The sequence below is a fragment of the Pseudomonas sp. WS 5021 genome (genome assembly GCF_012985535.1).
Lineage (GTDB): Bacteria > Pseudomonadota > Gammaproteobacteria > Pseudomonadales > Pseudomonadaceae > Aquipseudomonas.
Window position 1 is genome coordinate 73,783 of the sequence record NZ_JAAQWP010000003.1, and the last position, 19,826, is coordinate 93,608.

The 19,826-nt window shown below is 62.3% G+C and carries 22 protein-coding genes; 9 read left to right on the plus strand and 13 right to left on the minus strand.

Annotated elements, in window-relative coordinates:
- The first annotated feature begins 80 nt into the window (after nt 1-80).
- Nucleotides 81-509: a hypothetical protein gene (locus HBO19_RS10280; RefSeq protein ID WP_170041991.1), complete on the plus strand. Its 429-nt coding sequence runs from the start codon at nt 81-83 to the stop codon at nt 507-509.
- Here the strand turns inward: HBO19_RS10280 and HBO19_RS10285 are convergent, their stop codons facing one another.
- Complete coding sequence (locus tag HBO19_RS10285) at nt 510-749, minus strand: DUF1161 domain-containing protein (protein ID WP_057439267.1); 240 nt, start codon at nt 747-749, stop codon at nt 510-512. It lies immediately after the preceding gene.
- 147 nt (nt 750-896) lie between these two features.
- Entirely contained in the window at nt 897-1,328 is a 432-nt protein-coding gene (locus HBO19_RS10290; RefSeq protein WP_003170750.1) for an OsmC family protein, read from the minus strand.
- A 212-nt stretch (nt 1,329-1,540) separates the two neighbouring features.
- On the opposite strand from HBO19_RS10290, the gene HBO19_RS10295 reads away from it, so the two are divergent.
- On the plus strand, nt 1,541-2,542 hold the full coding sequence (locus HBO19_RS10295; protein WP_170057450.1) for an LLM class flavin-dependent oxidoreductase: 1,002 nt from the start codon (nt 1,541-1,543) through the stop codon (nt 2,540-2,542).
- A gap of 58 nt (nt 2,543-2,600) precedes the next feature.
- Here the strand turns inward: HBO19_RS10295 and HBO19_RS10300 are convergent, their stop codons facing one another.
- Complete coding sequence (locus HBO19_RS10300) at nt 2,601-2,825, minus strand: DUF1161 domain-containing protein (RefSeq protein ID WP_169954092.1); 225 nt, start codon at nt 2,823-2,825, stop codon at nt 2,601-2,603.
- Nucleotides 2,826-2,940: 115 nt separating this feature from the next.
- Entirely contained in the window at nt 2,941-3,156 is a 216-nt protein-coding gene (locus HBO19_RS10305; RefSeq protein ID WP_029290270.1) for a dodecin, read from the minus strand.
- Between the two features lie 155 nt (nt 3,157-3,311).
- On the opposite strand from HBO19_RS10305, the gene HBO19_RS10310 reads away from it, so the two are divergent.
- Nucleotides 3,312-3,638 (plus strand): DUF883 family protein, encoded by a 327-nt coding sequence (locus HBO19_RS10310; RefSeq protein WP_016969656.1) that lies wholly within the window; start codon nt 3,312-3,314, stop codon nt 3,636-3,638.
- On the opposite strand, the gene HBO19_RS10315 is transcribed toward HBO19_RS10310, so the two are convergent.
- The gene (locus tag HBO19_RS10315; RefSeq protein WP_170057451.1) at nt 3,635-4,531 is read right to left on the minus strand and encodes a LysR family transcriptional regulator; all 897 of its coding nucleotides are present in this window, start codon (nt 4,529-4,531) and stop codon (nt 3,635-3,637) included. The genes HBO19_RS10310 and HBO19_RS10315 overlap by 4 nt on opposite strands.
- Before the next feature lie 108 nt (nt 4,532-4,639).
- Between HBO19_RS10315 and trpB the strand changes: the two genes are divergently transcribed.
- Together trpB and trpA are read left to right on the plus strand one after the other, a co-directional pair.
- Nucleotides 4,640-5,866, plus strand: coding sequence for a tryptophan synthase subunit beta (trpB, locus tag HBO19_RS10320; RefSeq protein WP_170057452.1), 1,227 nt, complete (start codon nt 4,640-4,642; stop codon nt 5,864-5,866).
- On the plus strand, nt 5,867-6,676 hold the full coding sequence (gene trpA / locus HBO19_RS10325; RefSeq protein WP_170057453.1) for a tryptophan synthase subunit alpha: 810 nt from the start codon (nt 5,867-5,869) through the stop codon (nt 6,674-6,676). It begins immediately after the preceding gene.
- Between the two features lie 45 nt (nt 6,677-6,721).
- Here the strand turns inward: trpA and HBO19_RS10330 are convergent, their stop codons facing one another.
- The 6 genes from HBO19_RS10330 to HBO19_RS10355 form a co-directional block, all read right to left on the minus strand.
- Entirely contained in the window at nt 6,722-8,038 is a 1,317-nt protein-coding gene (locus tag HBO19_RS10330) for an MFS transporter (RefSeq protein ID WP_170057454.1), read from the minus strand.
- A gap of 151 nt (nt 8,039-8,189) precedes the next feature.
- A complete protein-coding gene (gene dgoD, locus HBO19_RS10335) occupies nt 8,190-9,338 on the minus strand; it encodes a galactonate dehydratase (RefSeq protein WP_032857121.1) in 1,149 nt (382 codons plus the stop codon).
- A 47-nt stretch (nt 9,339-9,385) separates the two neighbouring features.
- Complete coding sequence (locus tag HBO19_RS10340) at nt 9,386-10,006, minus strand: 2-dehydro-3-deoxy-6-phosphogalactonate aldolase (protein ID WP_170057455.1); 621 nt, start codon at nt 10,004-10,006, stop codon at nt 9,386-9,388.
- Nucleotide 10,007: 1 nt separating this feature from the next.
- Complete coding sequence (locus tag HBO19_RS10345; RefSeq protein ID WP_170057456.1) at nt 10,008-10,973, minus strand: 2-dehydro-3-deoxygalactonokinase; 966 nt, start codon at nt 10,971-10,973, stop codon at nt 10,008-10,010.
- 163 nt (nt 10,974-11,136) lie between these two features.
- Complete coding sequence (locus HBO19_RS10350; protein WP_169954086.1) at nt 11,137-11,463, minus strand: DOPA 4,5-dioxygenase family protein; 327 nt, start codon at nt 11,461-11,463, stop codon at nt 11,137-11,139.
- 31 nt (nt 11,464-11,494) lie between these two features.
- On the minus strand, nt 11,495-12,442 hold the full coding sequence (locus tag HBO19_RS10355; RefSeq protein ID WP_170057457.1) for a LysR family transcriptional regulator: 948 nt from the start codon (nt 12,440-12,442) through the stop codon (nt 11,495-11,497).
- A 103-nt stretch (nt 12,443-12,545) separates the two neighbouring features.
- On the opposite strand from HBO19_RS10355, the gene betC reads away from it, so the two are divergent.
- From betC to HBO19_RS10370, 3 genes are all read left to right on the plus strand, one after another.
- Nucleotides 12,546-14,060 (plus strand): choline-sulfatase, encoded by a 1,515-nt coding sequence (betC, locus tag HBO19_RS10360; RefSeq protein ID WP_170057458.1) that lies wholly within the window; start codon nt 12,546-12,548, stop codon nt 14,058-14,060.
- An 18-nt stretch (nt 14,061-14,078) separates the two neighbouring features.
- The gene (gene choX / locus HBO19_RS10365) at nt 14,079-14,996 is read left to right on the plus strand and encodes a choline ABC transporter substrate-binding protein (protein WP_170057459.1); all 918 of its coding nucleotides are present in this window, start codon (nt 14,079-14,081) and stop codon (nt 14,994-14,996) included.
- Between the two features lie 152 nt (nt 14,997-15,148).
- The gene (locus tag HBO19_RS10370) at nt 15,149-16,711 is read left to right on the plus strand and encodes a SulP family inorganic anion transporter (RefSeq protein ID WP_170042001.1); all 1,563 of its coding nucleotides are present in this window, start codon (nt 15,149-15,151) and stop codon (nt 16,709-16,711) included.
- Between the two features lie 109 nt (nt 16,712-16,820).
- Here the strand turns inward: HBO19_RS10370 and aroE are convergent, their stop codons facing one another.
- On the minus strand, nt 16,821-17,645 hold the full coding sequence (aroE, locus tag HBO19_RS10375; RefSeq protein ID WP_170057460.1) for a shikimate dehydrogenase: 825 nt from the start codon (nt 17,643-17,645) through the stop codon (nt 16,821-16,823).
- Nucleotides 17,645-18,577 carry an oxygen-dependent coproporphyrinogen oxidase gene (gene hemF / locus HBO19_RS10380; RefSeq protein ID WP_170042002.1) on the minus strand — a complete coding sequence of 311 codons (933 nt, stop codon included), beginning with the start codon at nt 18,575-18,577 and terminating at the stop codon, nt 17,645-17,647. The genes aroE and hemF overlap by 1 nt, the downstream gene beginning before the upstream one ends.
- 160 nt (nt 18,578-18,737) lie before the next feature.
- Between hemF and HBO19_RS10385 the strand changes: the two genes are divergently transcribed.
- Complete coding sequence (locus HBO19_RS10385; protein ID WP_169954079.1) at nt 18,738-19,715, plus strand: NADPH:quinone reductase; 978 nt, start codon at nt 18,738-18,740, stop codon at nt 19,713-19,715.
- Nucleotides 19,716-19,826 lie beyond the last annotated feature (111 nt).

Consider the following 19,826-nt stretch of genomic DNA (forward strand, 5'->3'; position numbering starts at 1 on the left):
CGCTCCACAATCTTTGGCCCGCCAGACTAACTGGCTGGCAGGGGTTATGCTCATACCATTCCTACGGTTGAGTGCCCACTATGCGTCAGCTCTTGCTTCCCTTGGCGGCGATTTTTCTCAGCGCCTGCGCCTCCACCCCGATCCCGCCAGCCGACCCGCAACAGGCCTGGGTCGATTTTGCCACCCCGACACCCGGCGCCAAGCTGGTCATGGCGCAACGCCTGGACGGCAAGGCCCTGGACGATGGGCGCTACTTCCAGGTGCCACCGGGCAGCCACGAGTTGATGGTGCGTTTTGATTTTGAAGTGTATGCCGGCGCAGGCCTGGGTGGCGGGCTGAACCAGCCCCAGGAGCGCACCTGTTTTATCACCCTGCAATACGACCAGTTCCAGGCCGGCCAGCGCTACCGCCTGGAAGGGCGCTCGCTGGGCTTCACCCCGAATATCCGGCTGTATGACGCCCAGCGTCAGTTGCTGGCCGAGGAACGCAGCGTCAACTGCATTCCCTGATCAGTCATCGTTGCGCTGGTAGATGATGCGCTTGGTGCCGTTTTCGCAGGAGCCGACGATCATGGCTTCGTCATGATTCTTGGCTTCTTCGGCGGTGATGATTTCCAGGGTGTAGGACGGGATTGCCTTGGCCTGTAGGCCGACTTCAATCTCTTTCCTGAGCTCTTCACAGTCTTTGGGCGCGGCCATTGCCGATGTGGCCAAAACACCGCAGATAATCGCCAAGGCAAAACGTTTCATGTGTGAAGCTCCCTAAATGCGCTGCGCACGGGTGTGCGCCAAAGGCTGCATGGGTATGAGACCACATTTGCGAAACGCGAGTTCTGATTTAACGCAGAACAAAATGTGGGGGCGAGCAAGCCCGCTCCCACATTGGACCTGCGCAGATCAGTTGACGAGGGTGCCATCCAGGGTGATGGTGGCGTTCAGCACCTTGGATACCGGGCATCCTTCCTTGGCCTTCTTGCTCAGTTCATCGAACTGCGCCTGGCTCGCGCCGGGGATCTTGGCCTTGAGGATCAGGTGGACTGCGGTGATCGCAAAACCACCGTCCACCTGGTCCAGGGTCACTTCGGCCTGGGTGTCGATACTGTCAGCCTTGAGGCCGGCATCGCCAAGAATCATGGAAAAGGCCATGGAGAAGCAGCCGGCATGGGCCGCGCCGATCAGTTCTTCAGGGTTGGTACCCTTGCCACCTTCGAAACGTGCCTTGAAGCCGTAGGGGGCTTCGCGCAATACGCCGGTTTCGGTCGAGATCGAGCCCAGACCGGTTTTCAGGTCGCCTTCCCAGTGTGCGGAGGCTTTTTTCACGATACTCATAGCGTTCTCCCAAGCAGTGGTTGTGCATCAGTAAGGTTCTGAGGATAGAACCTCTGGCAAAGTTCACCCTGTCGGAAAAACCAAGCGGGCAAGTAGGAAATTTCATGTCCGCTATTGAATCTCGGGTATATGCCCTCATTGCATAGGGCATGCACATGAAGCGGCAGGTTTTGGTTCGTCACAAGCCTGCGCCCCTATGGAGAAGCAGGCTTATGAAACCACTGTCCGATGTGAAGTTCTCGACCCTCGACCTGGTACCGGTGCGCGCCAATGGCAGCCCGGCGCAGTCGTTGCGCAATTCCCTGGACCTGGTCCAGCACGTGGAAAAGCTCGGCTACACCCGCTTCTGGGTGGCCGAGCACCACAATATGGATGGCATCGCCAGCTCCGCGACCTCGGTGCTGCTCGGCTACCTGGCCGGTGGCACTTCGACTATCCGGGTCGGCGCAGGCGGCGTGATGCTGCCCAACCATGCGCCACTGGTGATCGCTGAACAGTTCGGCACCCTGGAAAGCCTGTACCCCGGCCGGATCGACCTGGGCCTGGGCCGCGCACCCGGCTCCGACCAGATGACCGCCCGCGCCCTGCGCCGCGAACGCTCCGGCAGCGCCGATGACTTCCCGGAAGATGTGGCCGAGTTGATGGCCTACCTGGGCCCGCGCACCCCCGACCAACGGGTGATCGCCGTACCGGGCACCGGCACCAACGTCCCGGTGTGGCTGCTCGGTTCCAGCCTGTTCAGCGCCCAACTGGCCGGCGAGCGCGGTTTGCCCTACGCCTTCGCCTCCCATTTCGCACCGCGCATGATGCATGAGGCGATTCGCGTCTATCGCAATCACTTCAAGCCTTCGGCAGTGCTCGACAAGCCCTATGTGATGCTCGGTGTGCCGCTGGTGGCCGCTGATACCGATGAGCAGGCCAATTACCTGGCCACCTCGGTCTACCAGCGAATTCTCGCGCTGATGCGTGGGCAAAGCCTGGTGCAACGCCCGCCGGTCGATAGCATGGACGGCCTGTGGCTGCCCCATGAGAAGGACGCGGTAGGCAGTTTCCTAGGCCTGGCGATGGTAGGCAGCCCGGCGAAGATTCGCGCCAAACTGGAGGTGTTGATCGAGCAGACGGGCGCCGATGAGCTGATCTTTACCTGCGACCTGTACGAACATGCTGATCGGATTCATTCCTATGAGCTACTGGCCCAGGTGATGAAAGGCTGATCGGCAGGGATAAAAAAACCGACGCTCTGGCGTCGGTTTTTATGTCTGCCGCACGGGATCACCTGCGGTTGTAGACGATTTCCTTGGTACCACCTTCGCAACTGCCGACCACTTCGCCGTTGGTTGCGCTGCCTTTTTCGACAATTTCCAGGGTGTACCCGGACGCACCATTGGCCTGGATCTTGGCGTCGATTTCGCTTTTCAGCTCGCCACAATCCTTGCCAGCCGCCAGGGCTGTACCTGCCAGGCTCAACAAACCTACCGCTAACAGAAACTTTTTCATCCGTTACTTTCCTTGCGCTGATCAAAAAATGTACGCCGACGCATAGGGCATCGGCGCCCAAAGGGTGTAGCGCAGGTTATGGCAATCGGCCAGCGTGCAAGTTCAACCAACCCCGTCAACTATTGGCAATACGAAAGCCCACCTTGAGTGTCACCTGGAAGTGCGCGGCCTTGCCGTCCTTGATGTGGCCACGGGTTTCGGTGACCTCAAACCACTCCAGGTGCTTGATGCTCTTGCTGGCCTCGGCCAGGGCATTGTTGATGGCGTCCTCGATGCTGGTTGGGGACGAGCCCACCAGTTCGACTTTCTTGTAGGTGTGATGATCAGTCATGAGTGTTCTCCTGGGTCGATGAATGAAGCCTAGCAGTGATTCTTCGTACTGCTTCTGGCGACTCTTCTTACTTGAAAGTTCAGATTTACTGCACTTTCTGAAACCCCCGCAGTCGGAATCAACACACGTTACTCATTCACTCCAGGAGAGCCCACATGGCCAACACCTCTTTACGCAAAGCGTCATTGGAAAGCATGGAAGCCGAGATTTCGAGCCTGCTCAAATCCCTTGAGAGCCTCAAGGACGATGCGTCTGACGAGTCGCGCAAAACCCTGAAGGCCCTCAAAAGCAATGCCGAGAATGCCCTCAAGCACTCCCGCCACTTGATCAGCGACGCCTACGAAGAAAGCAAAGTGAAAATCCGCGAAACCGGGGCTGCCACCCGTGACTATGCACAGGAGCACCCTTGGACCACCGCCGGCGTTGCCGTTGGCGCACTGGGCCTGCTGGCGGCTTACCTGCTGTGCAAACGCGGTGACTAAACCGGCTGGCGCGCAAGCTCAGCCTTGAGCCATTGCGCCAGCTGCCGGGCGCGCCCATCCGCGGCGCGCTTGGGTAGCCACAACGCCAGTTGCGCCGGGGTTTGACTAAAACCCCATGGCGCAACCAGGCGACCGGCGCGCACGTCCTCCGCCACCAGCGGTTGCGGTGCGATCGCCACCCCAAGGCCAGCCACGGCCGCCTCCAGCAAATAATACAAATGCTCAAACCCCTGGCCGTACTTCAATGCGCCGGGCTCGATGCCATGGTGCTGTGCCCAATTGGGCCAGGCTTGCGGGCGCGAAGTGGTGTGCAACAGGGCTTCGCCCAGCAGGGCTTGGGCGGGTGCCTGGCGCAGGGCTTGGTAGTGGGCAAAGTGCGGGCTCATCACCGGGCCAATCCGCTCGCTCGCCAGCTCGTAGACCTGCATATCCGCAGGCCACGGCGACTCGGCAAACAGCAGCAGGGCGTCCAGGCCCGGGCGCCTTGGATCAAGGTCGCCTTCGCCCGCCGATAGATGCAGGCGCAAATCCGGCAAGTCGGCATTCAAGCGCCCCAGGCGCGGAATAAACCAACGCGCCAGCAAACTGCCGGAACAGCCGAGGACAAACGGCGCATCGGCGCTGCTTTGGGTCAACTCCCCGCACACATCCCGCAGACGCTCGAACGCCTCGAAGCTGGCATCGCGCAGCCGCACGCCGGCATCTGTGAGTTTAATGCCGCGTCCATCCTTGACGAAAAGACTCACCCCAAGGTGTTCTTCCAACACTTTCAGTTGTCGGCTGACCGCACCATGGGTCACATGCAATTGCTCGGCGGCCTGGCTGACGCTGTTGAGGCGGGCGGTGGCTTCAAATGCACGCAGGGCATTAAGCGGCGGAAGGTCTCGGCTCATCTGTGAGTTTTCCTGACAGGTTGCGGCGATCTTATCGGTTTTCACGGTCCGGCGTCAGGGGTAGAGTGGCCGTCATTGCCTCTCCCAACTTTCTTCCTGGAGCGCACCATGACTCAGTCCCAGACCGATTTACGCAACGGCCCTGACGCCAACGGCCTGTTTGGCGCGTTCGGCGGCCGCTACGTGGCGGAAACCCTGATGCCGTTGATCCTCGACCTGGCCCGCGAATACGAAGCGGCCAAGATCGATCCGGCCTTCAACAAAGAACTGGCCTACTTCCAGCGCGACTATGTCGGACGCCCCAGCCCGCTGTACTTTGCCGAACGCCTGACCGAGTTCTGCGGCGGCGCCAAGATCTACCTCAAGCGCGAAGAGCTCAACCACACCGGCGCGCACAAGATCAACAACTGCATCGGCCAGATCCTGTTGGCGCGGCGCATGGGCAAGAAACGCATCATCGCCGAGACCGGCGCCGGCATGCACGGCGTGGCCACCGCCACCGTCGCCGCGCGGTTTGGCCTGCAATGTGTGATCTACATGGGCACCACTGATATCGAGCGCCAGCAGGCCAACGTGTTCCGCATGAAGCTTTTGGGCGCCGAAGTGATCCCGGTGGTGGCCGGCACCGGCACCCTCAAGGACGCGATGAACGAAGCCCTGCGCGACTGGGTGACCAACGTCGACAGCACCTTCTACCTGATCGGCACCGTGGCCGGCCCGCACCCGTACCCGGCGATGGTGCGCGACTTCCAGGCGGTGATCGGCAAGGAAACCCGCACCCAGTTGCAAGCCCAGGAAGGCCGCCTGCCCGACAGCCTGGTGGCGTGCATCGGCGGTGGTTCCAACGCCATGGGCCTGTTCCACCCGTTTCTCGATGACACCAGTGTCCAGATCATTGGCGTCGAAGCCGCAGGCTACGGCATCGAGACCGGCAAGCACGCGGCCAGCCTCAATGGCGGCGTACCAGGCGTGCTGCACGGCAACCGTACCTTCCTGTTGCAGGACGACGACGGCCAGATCATCGACGCCCACTCGATCTCTGCGGGCCTCGACTACCCCGGCATCGGCCCTGAGCATGCATGGTTGCACGACATTGGCCGCGTCCAGTACACCTCGGTAACTGACGACGAAGCCCTCGACGCCTTTCACAAATGCTGCCGTCTGGAAGGGATTATTCCTGCACTGGAAAGCGCCCACGCCCTGGCCGAAGTGTTCAAGCGCGCACCGAGCCTACCCAAGGATCACCTGATGGTGGTCAACCTGTCGGGCCGTGGCGACAAGGACATGCAGACAGTGATGCACCATATGGAACAGTCTCAGCAGGAGAAACACTAAATGAGCCGCCTGCAAACCCGCTTTGCGCAACTCAAGGAACAAAACCGCGCCGCCCTGGTGACCTTCGTTACCGCTGGCGACCCGGGGTATGACACTTCCCTGGCGATCCTCAAGGGCTTGCCGGCAGCCGGCGCCGATGTGATCGAGCTGGGCATGCCTTTCACCGACCCCATGGCCGATGGCCCGGCGATCCAGCTGGCCAATATCCGCGCGTTGGGCGCCAAGCAGAACCTGCTGAAAACCCTGCAGATGGTGCGCGAGTTCCGCCAGGGCAACAGCGATACGCCGCTGGTGCTGATGGGCTACTTCAACCCGATCCACATGTACGGCGTGCCGCGCTTTATCCATGACGCAAAAGAGGCCGGCGTGGACGGCCTGATCGTGGTCGACATGCCGCCGGAACATAACAGCGAACTGTGCGAGCCGGCCCAGGCCGCAGGCATCGACTTTATCCGCCTGACCACGCCCACCACCGACGATGCGCGCCTGCCCACCGTGCTCAACGGCAGCTCCGGGTTTGTGTACTACGTGTCGGTGGCCGGTGTGACCGGTGCCGGTGCCGCCACCCTGGAACACGTGGAAGAGGCCGTCGGCCGCCTGCGCCGGCATACCGACCTGCCGATCAGCATCGGCTTCGGCATCCGCACCCCGGAACAGGCCGCCGCCATCGCCCGCCTGGCGGACGGTGTGGTGGTGGGGTCGGCGCTGATCGACCACATCGCCAATGCCAGCAACGACCAGCAAGCGATTGATGGGGTGTTGAGCCTGTGTGCAGCGCTGTCGGAAGGTGTGCGTAACGCCCGTAAATAAACGCCCCCCTTGTAGGAGCGAGCCAAGCTCGCTCCTACAACAGCTTTATTCCTTCAGCTCGATCCGCTCGACCTTACCCACCAGCAGTATGTAAGACAGCGCCCCCAGCAACGCCAACACCGCAATGTAGGTAATCGCCGGCGCAAACGAGTCGCCCGTGGCCAGAAAGCCAATGACGATAGGCGTGGTGATCGCCGCCAGGTTGCCGATGAAGTTGAACACCCCACCCGTCAACCCCAACAGTCGCGCCGGCGCCAGTGTCGAGACCAGCGACCAGGTGATCGACGCCAGGCCGTTGCCGAAAAACGCCACCGCCAGGAATGCAATCACCAGTGGCGTGGAATCCACGAAGTTGGCGCCGATGATTGCCGTGGAGATCAGCAGGCCACTGATGATCGGCAATTTGCGCGCAAACCCCACCGAGGCGCCACGGCGGATCAGCCAGTCGGAAAACAGCCCGGAACACAACACCCCGACAAACGCCGCGAGAAACGGCAGCGAGGCAAGCAGGCCGGACTTGATGAAGTCCATGCCGCGATATTTCACCAGATAGGTTGGGAACCATGTCAGGAAAAACCACAGGGTCGAGTTCAGGCAGAACTGGCCCAGGTAGATGCCCCACAGCTTGCGTTGGGTCAGCACGATACCCAGGTCGACCCAACTGAAAGGCGCCTTGCGCTTGGCGGTTTGTGCATCCAGGTCCACCAGGCCGCCGCCTGCGCGGATCAACTCGATTTCTGCGCTGTTGACCCCTTTGAAATCCCGCGGCTCGCGGTACACCGCATACCACACCAGTGCCCAGAGGATGCCCACCGCGCCGGTGCTGATAAACACCATGTGCCAGCCATAGTGATGCTGCAACCACGCCAGTACCGGGGTAAGGAACGCCAGCCCGACGAACTGCCCGGACGTGTAGAAACCAATGGCCGTGGCGCGCTCACGCTCGGGAAACCAGCTGGTGACGACCCGACTGTTGATCGGATAAGCCGGCGCTTCCAGGGCACCCACCGCCATGCGCAACACAAACAGCGCGATAAAGCTTGCGGCAAACCCCAGCATCACCGTGGCAATCGACCACAACAGCAAGGCCACGGTGTACAAAATGCGCGGTGGCACCCGGTCCACCAGCCAGCCGCCGGGGATTTGCATGGCGGCGTAGGTCCAGCCGAACGCCGAGAAAATCAGCCCCACATGCACCGGGTCGATCCCCAGCTCGCTGGTCAGGGCCGGCGCGGCAATCGACAGGTTGCTGCGGTCCAGGTAGTTGATCACCACCGTGATAAACAGCAGGACCATGATGAAGTAACGCTTGCGGCTGGGCGTGACGAGGGACGCCTGGCCGGTGAGGGTTTCAGGGTGCATGGGGGGAGCCTCTTATTATGTTTATTGAGGTCGGTTAACGGCTACCGGGTTGAAAGTGGGAGCTGGCTTGCCTGCGATGGCGGCGGAACATTCAACATTGCTATCGCAGGCAAGCCAGCTCCCACACTGACCGCGTTCCGTCAGGTGACAATCACCACTCGGCAAAACTGCCATCGGCATGCCGCCAGATCGGGTTGCGCCAGCGGTGACCAATGGCCGCGCGCTCGATCACGTACTCCTCGTTGATCTCAATCCCCAGCCCCGGCCCGTTGGGGATTTTCACAAAGCCCTGGTCGTAGTCGAAAACCCCCGGATCGCGCACGTAGTCGAGCAAATCGTTGCTCTCGTTGTAGTGAATGCCCAGGCTTTGTTCCTGGATAAACGCGTTGTAGCAAACCGCATCCAGTTGCAGGCACGCCGCCAGGGCAATCGGGCCCAGCGGGCAGTGCAGGGCCAGGGCCACGTCGTAGGCTTCGGCCATGTTGGCGATCTTGCGGGTTTCGGTGATGCCGCCGGCGTGGGACGCATCCGGCTGGATGATGTCGACGTAACCTTCACTGAGCACACGCTTGAAATCCCAGCGCGAGAACAGCCGCTCGCCCAGGGCAATCGGGGTGCTGGTCAAAGGCGCCAGTTCCTTGAGCGCTTCGTAGTTTTCGCTGAGCACCGGCTCCTCGATAAACATCAGCTTGTACGGGTCCAGCTCTTTCATCAGCACCTTGGCCATGGGCTTGTGTACGCGGCCATGGAAGTCCACGCCAATGCCGACATTCGGGCCGACCGCGTCGCGCACGGCGGCCACGTTGGCCAGGGCCTGGTCGACCTTGTCGAAGGTGTCGAGAAATTGCAGCTCCTCGGTGCCATTCATCTTCACCGCCGTAAACCCCCGGGCCACGGCTTCCTTGGCCGCACGGGCGGTGTCGGCCGGGCGGTCGCCGCCGATCCACGAGTAGACGCGGATCTTGTCCCGCACCTGGCCGCCCAGCAGGTCGCTGACCGACACGCCGAGGGCCTTGCCCTTGATGTCCCACAACGCCTGGTCGATCCCGGCCAGGGCGCTCATATGAATCGCGCCGCCCCGGTAGAAGCCGCCGCGATACAGCACGGTCCAGATATCTTCGATATTGCGTGGGTCTTTGCCGATCAAGTAGTCGGACAATTCCTCGACCGCCGCCGCCACGGTGTGGGCGCGGCCTTCAACCACGGGCTCGCCCCAACCGGTTACACCCTGGTCGGTTTCCACTTTGAGGAAGCACCAGCGCGGCGGCACGATAAAGGTGGTCAGTTTGGTGATTTTCATCTTCTTATCTCTCTTGTCGGATGCGGCGCCTGAGGCGCCAGGCACACTCAGTTCAAGGCATTCCAGGCAGCGACATACGCCTGGGCACGGCTCGCCACCTGCTCGACCGTCATGCCGGGCTTGAACAGCCCGGAGCCCAGGCCAAAGCCCTTGACCCCGGCGTCGACGAACACTTGCATGTTGTCCGGGGTAATCCCGCCCACCGGCAGCAGGACCGTGCCGGCCGGCAACACCGCCAGCCAGGCCTTGACCACCGCCGGGCCCATTTGCTCGGCCGGGAACAGCTTGAGCACATCGGCCCCTTCGGCCAGGGCGGCGAAGGCTTCAGTGGGCGTCGCGACCCCAGGCGACAGGTACAGGCCCGCAGCTTTTGCGGCACGCAGCACCTTGGCATCGCTGTGGGGCATGACGATCACCTGGCCACCCGCCGCCTTCACCCGCTCCACCTGCTCGGGCGTCAGCACGGTGCCAGCGCCGATCAGGCAGTCGGCGGGCAACGTCTCACGCAGGGTGCGGATGCTGGTGTAGGGATCTGGCGAATTGAGCGGCACTTCGATCACCCGGAACCCGGCCTGGTACAGCACCTGGCCGACAGCGCCAGCCTCATCCGGGAGCAGGCCCCGCAGGATCGCGATCAAACCGTTGTGTGTGAGTGCTTGCTTGAGCATGTCAGGCCTCGATTGCAGGTTGAATGAGCCCGGCGGCCAGCGCCAGTTGCCACAGGCCGCGCTCGGTCGCTGCTTGCGCGAGGCTGACGTGGTGCAAACCACACAGGGCGAGGGCACGTTGGTAGCGGGCGCAGAGGGCGGCGGCGCCCACCAGGATGATCGGCGTGTGGCGCGCACGGTCGGGCAAGCCGGCCAGTTCATGACCGATCAGCAGGCCGGACAGGTAGTCGGGCTGCTGCTCAGGAGTCAGTTCTGCGGTCAACCCCAGGGTGCGCGCGCTGAACAGGGTCGACAGCACACCGCGCCGGCCATCCTCTGAAAGTGCCACGCGCACACCCCGGTCAAAGGCGTCGGCCTGAAACTGCCCGGCGATCTTTTGCGTACGCCCCAGAATGCTGTGCTTGCTCAGCACCGCGAACAGTTCGCCGGTCATGAAGGTGTCGAAATGGGTGATGCGGCCTGCGACCACCTCGACCCATTTGGAATGGCTGCCGGGCAGGCCGATCAATAATTCAGCGCTGGCTGGCAGGCTTTGCAGCACGCCGAGCACCTGGGTTTCTTCGCCGCGCATCACGTTGGGTAAACCGACCTGCTCGATCACACCGGGCACGATATGCACATCCACACCGCGCAAACTGCGCACCTTGTGCAGCGCCAAGCCCAGGCTGGCGACGTCAACCGGCGTCTTGCGATAGGCCGCCTCACCCCACCCCTGGGCGCTGCCGACCATGCCGCAGGCGATCACCGGCAGCTCGGGCTGGGCGTCGAGCCAGTCGCCGCACGCGGTATCAAAGGCCAGCTCAAACCCATCGCTGCAATGAACACCACCGATCAATCGCGGTTCGCTGGGCAAATGCATGATCCCCGACGCCAGCGAGCGCTGTTCGAGGACCTGGCCACCTGGGCCGAGCTTATAGGCACGAAGGGAACTGGTTCCCCAATCGAGCGCGATCAATTGCGCCGGCATCGCTTCACCTGGAATGTGGCAGATGGCCGACTATAAACCTAAGGCTGAAAATATCTCAATATATAAATATCAATCCCATATAGTGGAACAATGCCCAAAAAATCCCCACGTCCCTGCGCTGTTCTTCGCACCTGAACGTGAGGACTCAACTGACAGCAACTGGTTAAAAAATCGACAAATCCAACGGCCGCATGGCGCCCATCCAGATCGCATAGTCGGTGTGATCCTTCAGGTCATCGCCGGTATCCGGGTGCAGAAACACCACCAACCCGTTGCGGTTGAGCGCCAGCCACGGCAGCGCCACGCCGATGTACTCGGGGTCGAACGCCAGCTGGCAGCTCCAGTCCGGATGCGGGCCCACCGGGCGCTCGTGCATACGCCCCATGCGCACCGGGAAGATGGCCGCCGCGTCTTCGCAGAGCTTGCGCGCCTGGTCGAGGGTGCTGGCGTCGAAGTAGATATGGGCGTGGTAGCCCTTGATACGTTGCATGACTGGCTCCGGACTCGTTGATCGGCCGATCCTAGACCGCAATCGACGGCAGGGCCAGCCCGGCCAGGGACTGCGCGCTGCTGGCCTGCTCGGCCGCCAGCCAGTCGACAAACCGTTCGATCAACTGCCCGCGCCGTTTGCGCTGGGGCAATACCACGTAATAACCAAAGCGCGAGATCACCGTGTCGCCAATCGGCCGGCACAGCCATTTCTGCTCCAGCAGATTATCCACCAGATGGCGCCAGCCGATGGCCACGCCCTGGCCGGCAATCGCCGCCTGGATCAACAGGGTGTAATTGTCGAAACGCAGCAGGCCGGGGGTCGGTGCGGCGGTGATGCCCAGTTCACGAAACACCCCGTTCCAGTCGAACCACTGGCTGTTTTCCTGGCGCAGGTGCAATAGCGGCAGCTCCTGCAGGCTTTGTAGCGACAGCGGCGTGGCGCGGCCCTTGAGCAGTTGCGGGCTGCACACCGGGAACACTTCCTCGTTGAACAACCACTGGCTGTGGCCCTGGCGAAAACGCCCATCGCCAAACAACACCGCCACATCGATGTCACTGCGCAAGGCCGCGTGGTTGCGCTCGCTGGTGACCAGGCTCACATCCACTTGCGGGTTGGCCTCATGAAAACGATGCAGTCGCGGCATCAGCCAGTAGGCGGCAAAGGCGAAGTCGGTCGCCACTTGCAACACTTCGTGCTGGTCCTGCTCCGTGATTAGCCCCAGGCCCGCATCAATGCTCTGCAATCCGGCCTGGACGTGCTCGAACAACAGCAGGCCCGCGTCAGTCAATTCGATGCCGCGGTAGATACGGTCGAACAGGCGTACTGCCAGTTGTTCTTCCAGGCGCTTGATCTGCTGGCTGACGGCCGGCTGGGTGGTGCCCAGCTCCATCGCCGCCGCTGTAAAGCTGCGATGACGGGCGGCGGCTTCAAAGGCGCGCAACAGATCCAGCGACAGGTTTCCCAGGGCTTTATACATAAGCGGTGCTTATCCTAGACATTGCTTTTCATGGGCTTTACCACGGTTTCCATGGCCTGCATGCTCAATCGCATAAACACTGACTATGGAATGCCGAGAGACCATGAAGCGCAAGAACATTCTTTTCATCATGGCCGATCAAATGGCCGCGCCGTTGCTTCCGTTCTACGGCCCTTCGCCGATCAAACTGCCCAACCTCAGCCGCCTGGCCGCACAAGGCGTGGTGTTCGACGCTGCGTACTGCAACAGCCCGCTGTGTGCGCCGTCGCGTTTTACCCTGGTCAGCGGCCAGTTGCCGAGCAAGATTGGCGCCTACGACAACGCGGCGGATTTCCCCGCCGATGTACCGACCTATGCCCACTACCTGCGCCGCCTCGGCTACCGCACGGCGCTGTCGGGCAAGATGCACTTTTGCGGGCCGGACCAGTTGCACGGCTATGAAGAGCGCCTCACCAGCGATATCTACCCCGCCGACTACGGCTGGGCGGTGAACTGGGATGAGCCCGACGTGCGCCCCACCTGGTATCACAACATGTCGTCGGTGCTGCAAGCCGGCCCGTGTGTGCGCACCAACCAGCTGGATTTCGACGAAGAGGTGGTGTTCAAGGCCCAGCAGTACCTGTTCGACCATATTCGCGAGGACGGCGACCAGCCATTCTGCCTCACGGTTTCCATGACTCACCCCCACGACCCGTACACCATTCCCAAACCGTTCTGGGATCTGTACGACGACAATGACATCCCAATGCCTACAACGCCGGCCCAGGCCGACCTGGACCCGCATTCCCAGCGCCTGCTCAAGGTCTACGACCTGTGGGACAAGCCGCTGCCTGTGGATAAGATCCGCGATGCGCGGCGCGCTTACTTCGGGGCGTGCAGCTACATTGACAGCAACGTCGGCAAACTCCTGCAAACCCTGCAGGACACAGGCCTGGCCGAGGACACCATCATCGTGTTCTCCGGCGACCACGGCGACATGCTCGGCGAGCGGGGGCTCTGGTACAAAATGCACTGGTTTGAAATGGCCGCGCGGGTGCCGCTGCTGGTCAGTGCACCGGGGCAATTCAAGGCCGGGCGGGTGAGTGCGGCGGTGTCCACCGCCGACCTGTTGCCGACCCTGGTGGAGCTGGCCGGCGGCGAGCTGGACCCCAACCTGCCGCTGGACGGCCGCTCACTGCTCCCGCACTTGCAAGGGCAGGTCGGGCATGACGAGGTGTTCGGCGAGTACATGGCCGAAGGCACTATCGGCCCATTGATGATGATTCGCCGAGAGGCCTACAAATTCATCTACAGCGAGGACGATCCTTGCCTACTGTTTGATGTGCACCACGACCCACGTGAGCAAGAAGAACTCAGTCAGTCGCCGGCCCATCGTGCGTTGTTCGAGGCGTTCCTGGCCGAAGCGCGGGCCAAGTGGGACATGCCGGCGATCCACCAGCAAGTGCTCGCCAGCCAACGCCGTCGGCGCCTGGTATGCGAGGCGCTGGCGGTGGGCAAACTCAAGAGCTGGGATCACCAGCCGCTGGTAGACGCCAGCCAGCAGTACATGCGCAACCATATCGACCTCGACGATCTGGAGCGCAAGGCCCGTTATCCACAACCCTGCCAAAACCAATAAATCAGTGAGGGGAAGGCCATGCAAAAGTTATCCACAATCGCGAGTGCAGTGTTGTTGCTCAGTGCCACCCATGCGTATGCCGACACCCGTTGCGAGACGGTAAAGATGGCCGACCCCGGCTGGAGCGACATTGCCGCCACCAATGCCATCGCCGGTGTTTTGCTCAGCGGCATGGGCTACAAGGCCAAGATCGATACCCTGGCGGTGCCGATCACGTTTGGCGGGCTCAAGGACGGCCAGGTGGATGTGTTTCTGGGCAACTGGATGCCGGCGCAGCAGGGCTTCTATGACAAGTTCGTGGCCAATGGCGATGTGGTGCAACTGGCGAAAAACCTCGAGGGCACCCAGTTCACCCTCGCGGTGCCGGACTATGTGTGGGAGGCCGGTGTGCGTGACTTTGCCGACCTGAACAAATTTGCCGACAAGTTCGACAAAAAGATCTACGGCATCGGCTCCGGCGCGCCGGCCAACCTTTCGCTGCAGGAGATCATCAAGAAAAACGACTTCGACCTCGGCCAGTGGAAGCTGATCGAATCCAGCGAACAGGCGATGCTCGCCGAAGTGTCCAGGGCGGTGAAGCGCGAGCGTTTCGTCACCTTCCTGGGCTGGACACCGCACCCGATGAACGTGCAGTTGAAGATGCGTTACCTCAAGGGCGGCGAAAAATACTTCGGCGACACCGGCAATGTGTACACCCTGACCCGCAAAGGTTATGCACAGGCCTGCCCGAATGTGGCCAGGCTGCTGACCAACCTTACGTTTACCCAGGATATGGAAAACAGCATCATGGCCGAGGTGGTGAACAACAAAGTCAGCAATGCTGACGCGGCGAAGGCATGGATCAAGGCCAATCCGGCGGTTTTGGACAAGTGGCTGGAGGGGGTTGAAACCCTCGATGGCCAGGATGCATTGGCGGCGGTCAAAGCCAAACTCTAAATATTGCCCTGGTTCCTACAGGTCTTCCTATCACCCTGTAGGAGCCGGCTTGCCGGCGAAGAATTCGAAAACGCCGCGTTTTTTCAGGCAACCCGCGTTATCGTTATCCATCTTCGCGAGCAAGCTCGCTCCTACAGTATTTCGAGCGATCCATGTCCCGGCCCCACACTCTGCTCCCATTCCTGCGCTGGCTGCCACGCCAGACCCGCGCCAGCGTCGGCCGGGATGCGCTGGTCGGCCTCAGCGGCGCGGTGCTGGCCTTGCCGCAATCGATCGCCTACGCCCTGATCGCCGGCCTGCCCCCCGAATACGGCCTGTATGCGGCGATCATCCCGGTGCTGATTGCCTGCCTGTGGGGTTCGTCCTGGCATTTGATCTGCGGCCCGACGGCGGCAATTTCCATCGTGCTCTACGCCAGCATCAGCCCGCTGGCGGTGCCTGGCTCCCAGGACTACATCACCCTGATCCTGCTGCTGACCTTGCTCGCCGGCGTATTCCAATGGCTGTTGGGCATGTTGCGCTTTGGCGCGCTGGTCAATTTCGTCTCCCATTCCGTCGTCCTCGGCTTCACCCTCGGCGCGGCAGTGGTCATCGCCCTGGGCCAGTTGCCCAACCTGCTGGGGCTCGACCTGCCCAGCCAGGCCACGGCCATCAACAGCCTGCTGGCGCTGATCGACCATGGTGGCGAGTGGGATCGCCCGTCACTGGCCCTTGGCCTGGGCACCTTGCTGGTGGGCGCGCTGCTTAAATACTGCGTGCCGCGCTGGCCAAGCCTGTTGATTGCCCTGGCAGTAGGCAGCCTGGCGGCGTGGGCGTGGCCGGCGATGTTCGGGCATGTGGCGCGGGTCAGCTCATTTGTTGGCCAACTGCCGCCGTTCAGCCCGTTGCCGCTGGACCTGGACATGGTCCTGCGCCTGCTACCCAGCGCCGTGGCGGTGGGCATGCTGGGGCTGGTGACCAGCCTGTCGATTGCCCGCTCGCTGTCGGCGCGCTCGCAACAGTTGCTCGACGCCAACCAGGAAGTACGCGCCCAGGGTTTATCCAATATCGTCGGCGGATTTTTCTCCGGCTACCTGTCGGCCGGATCCTTCACCCGCTCGGGCCTGAGTTACGAGGCGGGCGCCTGTTCGCCGCTGGCGGGGGTGTTTTCGGCGTTGTGGGTCGCACTGTTTGCGCTGTTTGGCGCGGCGGTGATTGCGCACATCCCGATCCCGAGCATGGCCGCCAGCATCCTGCTGATCTGCTGGGGCCTGGTGGATCATCGGGGCATCCGCGCGCTGTGGCGGGTCAGCCGTGCAGAGTGTCTGGTGATGGGCCTGACGTGCCTGGCCACCTTGCTGCTGGAGCTGCAAACGGCAATCTATGCCGGGGTGCTGGCATCGCTGTTCTTCTACCTCAAGCGCACCTCACAGCCACGGGTGCAGCAATGGCGCGATGGGGACGACGATGTGCTGCGGGTCGGTGGCTCGATCTTCTTTGGCGCCAGCCATTACCTGCAAGTGCGCTTGCAGCGCCTGCAAGGCCAGCGGGTGGTGATCGAGGCGCAGCAGATCAACTTTATCGACTATTCCGGGGTGGAGATGCTGCACCAGGAAGCGCGGCGGTTGCAGGGGTTGGGACGCAGCCTGACGCTGCGCCGGGCGCGGCCGCAAGTGGTGGAGGAGTTGAGGAAGCTGGAAGGGGCGGACAAATGCCCGATCCTTTTCGAAGACTGACACGGTAAAAACCTGTAGGAGCTGGCTTGCCTGCGATAGCGGTGTATCAGTGGCGCATCCGGCGCTGACCCAGCGCTATCGCAGGCAAGCCAGCTCCTACATTTGACCTTCAGTGGCCTGCCAACTGCCGACGTAACTCGGCCAGCACCGGCGCCGAATCCGGCCGTACACCGCGCCACAGGTAGAAGGCTTCCGCCGCCTGCTCCACCAGCATGCCCAAGCCATCCATCGCCACCGCCGCAGCGTGTTCAGTGGCCCAGCGGCAGAAGGCGGTCGGCTCCTTGGCGTACATCATGTCGTAGCAAAAGGTCTTGCCCGGCTCGATCAGGCTGCTGGCAATCGGCGGTACATCGCCTGACAGGCTCGCGGAGGTGGCGTTGATGATCAGGTCCACCGGTTCACTCAGCCAGTCGAAACCGCTGGCGGAGACCGGCCCCAGGTCATCGAACAGTTCGGCCAGCCGCTCGGCCTTTTCCACAGTGCGGTTGGCGATGATCAGCGAGGCGGGCTGTTGCGCCAGCAGTGGCTCCAGTGCACCGCGCACTGCGCCGCCGGCACCGAGCAGCAGGATGCGCTTGCCGGCCAGGCTCAGGCCGGCGTTGACGGTCAAGTCGCGCACCAGGCCGGCGCCATCGGTGTTATCACCCAACAGACTGCCATCGGCCAGCTTGCTCAGGGTGTTCACCGCGCCTGCGCGCTGCGCGCGCTCGGTCAGGGCATCGGCCAGGCGGAAGGCCTCTTCCTTGAAGGGTACGGTGACGTTGGCACCGCGCCCATGCAGGAAAAATTCCTGAGCACAGCCGGTGAAATCCTCGAGCGGCGCCAGCAGGGTGCTGTAGTCCAGCGCCTGGCCGGTCTGCTCGGCAAACAGGCGATGGATCAGCGGCGATTTGCTGTGGCCGATGGGGTTGCCGAACACCACATAACGATCCATCAGCTGGCCACCTGGGGCGCAGCAAGGCCGAGCCAGTCACGGTCTTGCAGGAAGTAGTCGGTCAGGCGCGCTTCTTCGCTGCCGGCAGCGGCCTTCCAGTCATAGCTCCAGCGCACTTGCGGGGGCAACGACATCAGGATCGACTCGGTACGCCCGCCCGATTGCAGGCCAAACAGCGTGCCACGGTCATAAACCAGGTTGAATTCCACGTAGCGCCCACGGCGAAACTCCTGGAACTGGCGTTGCTGCTCGGTATAAGCCATTGCCTGGCGGCGCTGGACGATCGGCAGGTAAGCGTCGATGTAGGCGTCGCCAATCGCACGGATAAAGGCGAAGCAGGTGTCGAAGTCCCACTCGTTCAAATCATCGAAGAACAGGCCGCCAATACCCCGGGGCTCGTTGCGATGCTTGATATGGAAGTAGCTGTCGCACCAGGCCTTGTAGCGCGGGTAAACGTCCGCGCCAAACGGCGCGCAGGCCTGCTCGGCCACGCGGTGCCAGTGGATGCAGTCTTCTTCGTTGGCGTAGTAGGGCGTCAGGTCGAAGCCGCCCCCGAACCACCACACCGGCTCTTCACCGTCTTTCTCGGCGATGAAAAATCGCACGTTGGCGTGGGACGTTGGCACATGGGGGTTATGCGGGTGGATCACCAGCGACACGCCGAGGGCTTCAAAACCACGACCGGCGAGCTCCGGGCGGTGGGCACTGGCGGACGGTGGGAGGCCGCTGCCGAAGACGTGGGAAAAGTTGACGCCGCCTTTCTCGATCACGGTCCCGTTCTCGATCACCCGCGTGCGGCCACCACCACCGGCTGGGCGGGTCCAGGCGTCTTCGATAAAGCGCGTATGCGCCTCGAAGGTTTCCAGGGCACTGCAAATGCGGTCTTGCAGGTCGAGCAGGTAGGCTTTTACAGCCTCGGTGCGGGTAGTCATGGCATCACCTTGAATCGGGCAAAGCTACGCGAGGCCATTGGGCGTCGGCGGCAAAGGGGCGCACAGGATACCACCGCGCCGGGCACTGCCACAGTTGACGAAGGTCAAGCATAGGAGTCCGATAGGAGCCTTTCGCGAAACAGACTTGAGGACAGAACAGATGGCCAAACGTATCCAGTTCAGCGCCCATGGCGGCCCCGAAGTACTTGAGTATGTGGACTACACACCCGTGGAGCCCGGCCCACAGCAGGTTCGGGTGCGGAACAAGGCCATTGGCCTGAACTTCATCGACACCTATTACCGCAGCGGCCTGTATGCACCGCCAGCCTTGCCCTCGGGCCTGGGCGCGGAGGGCGCTGGCGTGGTGGATGCGGTGGGCAGCGCAGTCACTCAATTCAAGGTCGGCGACCGCGTGGCCTACGGCAGCGGCCCGCTGGGTGCCTACAGCGAACTGCATGTGTTGCCAGCGGCCAACCTGGTGCACCTGCCGGACGCGATCAGCTTCGAACAAGCGGCTGGCGCCATGCTCAAGGGCTTGACCGTGCAGTACCTGCTGCGCCAGACCTATGAGTTGCAAGGCGGTGAAACCATCCTGTTCCACGCCGCTGCAGGTGGCGTCGGTTCCCTGGCCTGCCAATGGGCCAAGGCCCTGGGCGTGAAGCTGATCGGTACGGTCAGTTCGCCGGAAAAAGCCGCCCTGGCCAAATCCCTCGGCGCCTGGGAAACCATCGACTACAGCCAGGAAAATGTCCCACAGCGGGTGCTGGAACTGACCGACGGCAAAAAATGCCCGGTGGTGTACGACGGTGTCGGCAAAGACACCTGGCTCGCCTCGCTGGACAGCGTGGCGCCCCGTGGCCTGCTGGTGAGTTTCGGCAATGCCTCGGGCGCGGTGGACGGGGTGAACCTGGGGATTCTGGCGGCGAAAGGCTCGCTGTACGTGACCCGGCCGACGCTGGCGACCTACGCCAACAATCCGCAGAACCTGCAGGCCATGGCCGATGACCTGTTTGGCATGATCGCAAGCGGCAAGGTGCGCATTGATATCAACCAGCGCTTTTCGTTGGCGGATGCGGCGAAGGCGCAGGTGGAGTTGTCGGGGCGGCGGACGACGGGGTCGACCATTCTGTTGCCTTGAGATCTCGGTGGTTTGGCAGACCGCTATCGCGGGCAAGCCCGCTCCCACATTCGACCGATTTCCAGCATGGGAATGCGCTCGAATGTGGGAGCGAGCTTGCTCGCGATGGCC

What these genes read in the sequence shown, in the direction of transcription:
- HBO19_RS10280 (WP_170041991.1), top strand. Translation starts at nt 81, where the DNA reads ATGCGTCAGCTCTTGCTTCCCTTGGCGGCGATTTTTCTCAGCGCCTGC.
- HBO19_RS10285 (WP_057439267.1), bottom strand. Translation starts at nt 749, where the DNA reads ATGAAACGTTTTGCCTTGGCGATTATCTGCGGTGTTTTGGCCACATCG.
- HBO19_RS10290 (WP_003170750.1), bottom strand. Translation starts at nt 1,328, where the DNA reads ATGAGTATCGTGAAAAAAGCCTCCGCACACTGGGAAGGCGACCTGAAA.
- HBO19_RS10295 (WP_170057450.1), top strand. Translation starts at nt 1,541, where the DNA reads ATGAAACCACTGTCCGATGTGAAGTTCTCGACCCTCGACCTGGTACCG.
- HBO19_RS10300 (WP_169954092.1), bottom strand. Translation starts at nt 2,825, where the DNA reads ATGAAAAAGTTTCTGTTAGCGGTAGGTTTGTTGAGCCTGGCAGGTACA.
- HBO19_RS10305 (WP_029290270.1), bottom strand. Translation starts at nt 3,156, where the DNA reads ATGACTGATCATCACACCTACAAGAAAGTCGAACTGGTGGGCTCGTCC.
- HBO19_RS10310 (WP_016969656.1), top strand. Translation starts at nt 3,312, where the DNA reads ATGGCCAACACCTCTTTACGCAAAGCGTCATTGGAAAGCATGGAAGCC.
- HBO19_RS10315 (WP_170057451.1), bottom strand. Translation starts at nt 4,531, where the DNA reads ATGAGCCGAGACCTTCCGCCGCTTAATGCCCTGCGTGCATTTGAAGCC.
- trpB (WP_170057452.1), top strand. Translation starts at nt 4,640, where the DNA reads ATGACTCAGTCCCAGACCGATTTACGCAACGGCCCTGACGCCAACGGC.
- trpA (WP_170057453.1), top strand. Translation starts at nt 5,867, where the DNA reads ATGAGCCGCCTGCAAACCCGCTTTGCGCAACTCAAGGAACAAAACCGC.
- HBO19_RS10330 (WP_170057454.1), bottom strand. Translation starts at nt 8,038, where the DNA reads ATGCACCCTGAAACCCTCACCGGCCAGGCGTCCCTCGTCACGCCCAGC.
- dgoD (WP_032857121.1), bottom strand. Translation starts at nt 9,338, where the DNA reads ATGAAAATCACCAAACTGACCACCTTTATCGTGCCGCCGCGCTGGTGC.
- HBO19_RS10340 (WP_170057455.1), bottom strand. Translation starts at nt 10,006, where the DNA reads ATGCTCAAGCAAGCACTCACACACAACGGTTTGATCGCGATCCTGCGG.
- HBO19_RS10345 (WP_170057456.1), bottom strand. Translation starts at nt 10,973, where the DNA reads ATGCCGGCGCAATTGATCGCGCTCGATTGGGGAACCAGTTCCCTTCGT.
- HBO19_RS10350 (WP_169954086.1), bottom strand. Translation starts at nt 11,463, where the DNA reads ATGCAACGTATCAAGGGCTACCACGCCCATATCTACTTCGACGCCAGC.
- HBO19_RS10355 (WP_170057457.1), bottom strand. Translation starts at nt 12,442, where the DNA reads ATGTATAAAGCCCTGGGAAACCTGTCGCTGGATCTGTTGCGCGCCTTT.
- betC (WP_170057458.1), top strand. Translation starts at nt 12,546, where the DNA reads ATGAAGCGCAAGAACATTCTTTTCATCATGGCCGATCAAATGGCCGCG.
- choX (WP_170057459.1), top strand. Translation starts at nt 14,079, where the DNA reads ATGCAAAAGTTATCCACAATCGCGAGTGCAGTGTTGTTGCTCAGTGCC.
- HBO19_RS10370 (WP_170042001.1), top strand. Translation starts at nt 15,149, where the DNA reads ATGTCCCGGCCCCACACTCTGCTCCCATTCCTGCGCTGGCTGCCACGC.
- aroE (WP_170057460.1), bottom strand. Translation starts at nt 17,645, where the DNA reads ATGGATCGTTATGTGGTGTTCGGCAACCCCATCGGCCACAGCAAATCG.
- hemF (WP_170042002.1), bottom strand. Translation starts at nt 18,577, where the DNA reads ATGACTACCCGCACCGAGGCTGTAAAAGCCTACCTGCTCGACCTGCAA.
- HBO19_RS10385 (WP_169954079.1), top strand. Translation starts at nt 18,738, where the DNA reads ATGGCCAAACGTATCCAGTTCAGCGCCCATGGCGGCCCCGAAGTACTT.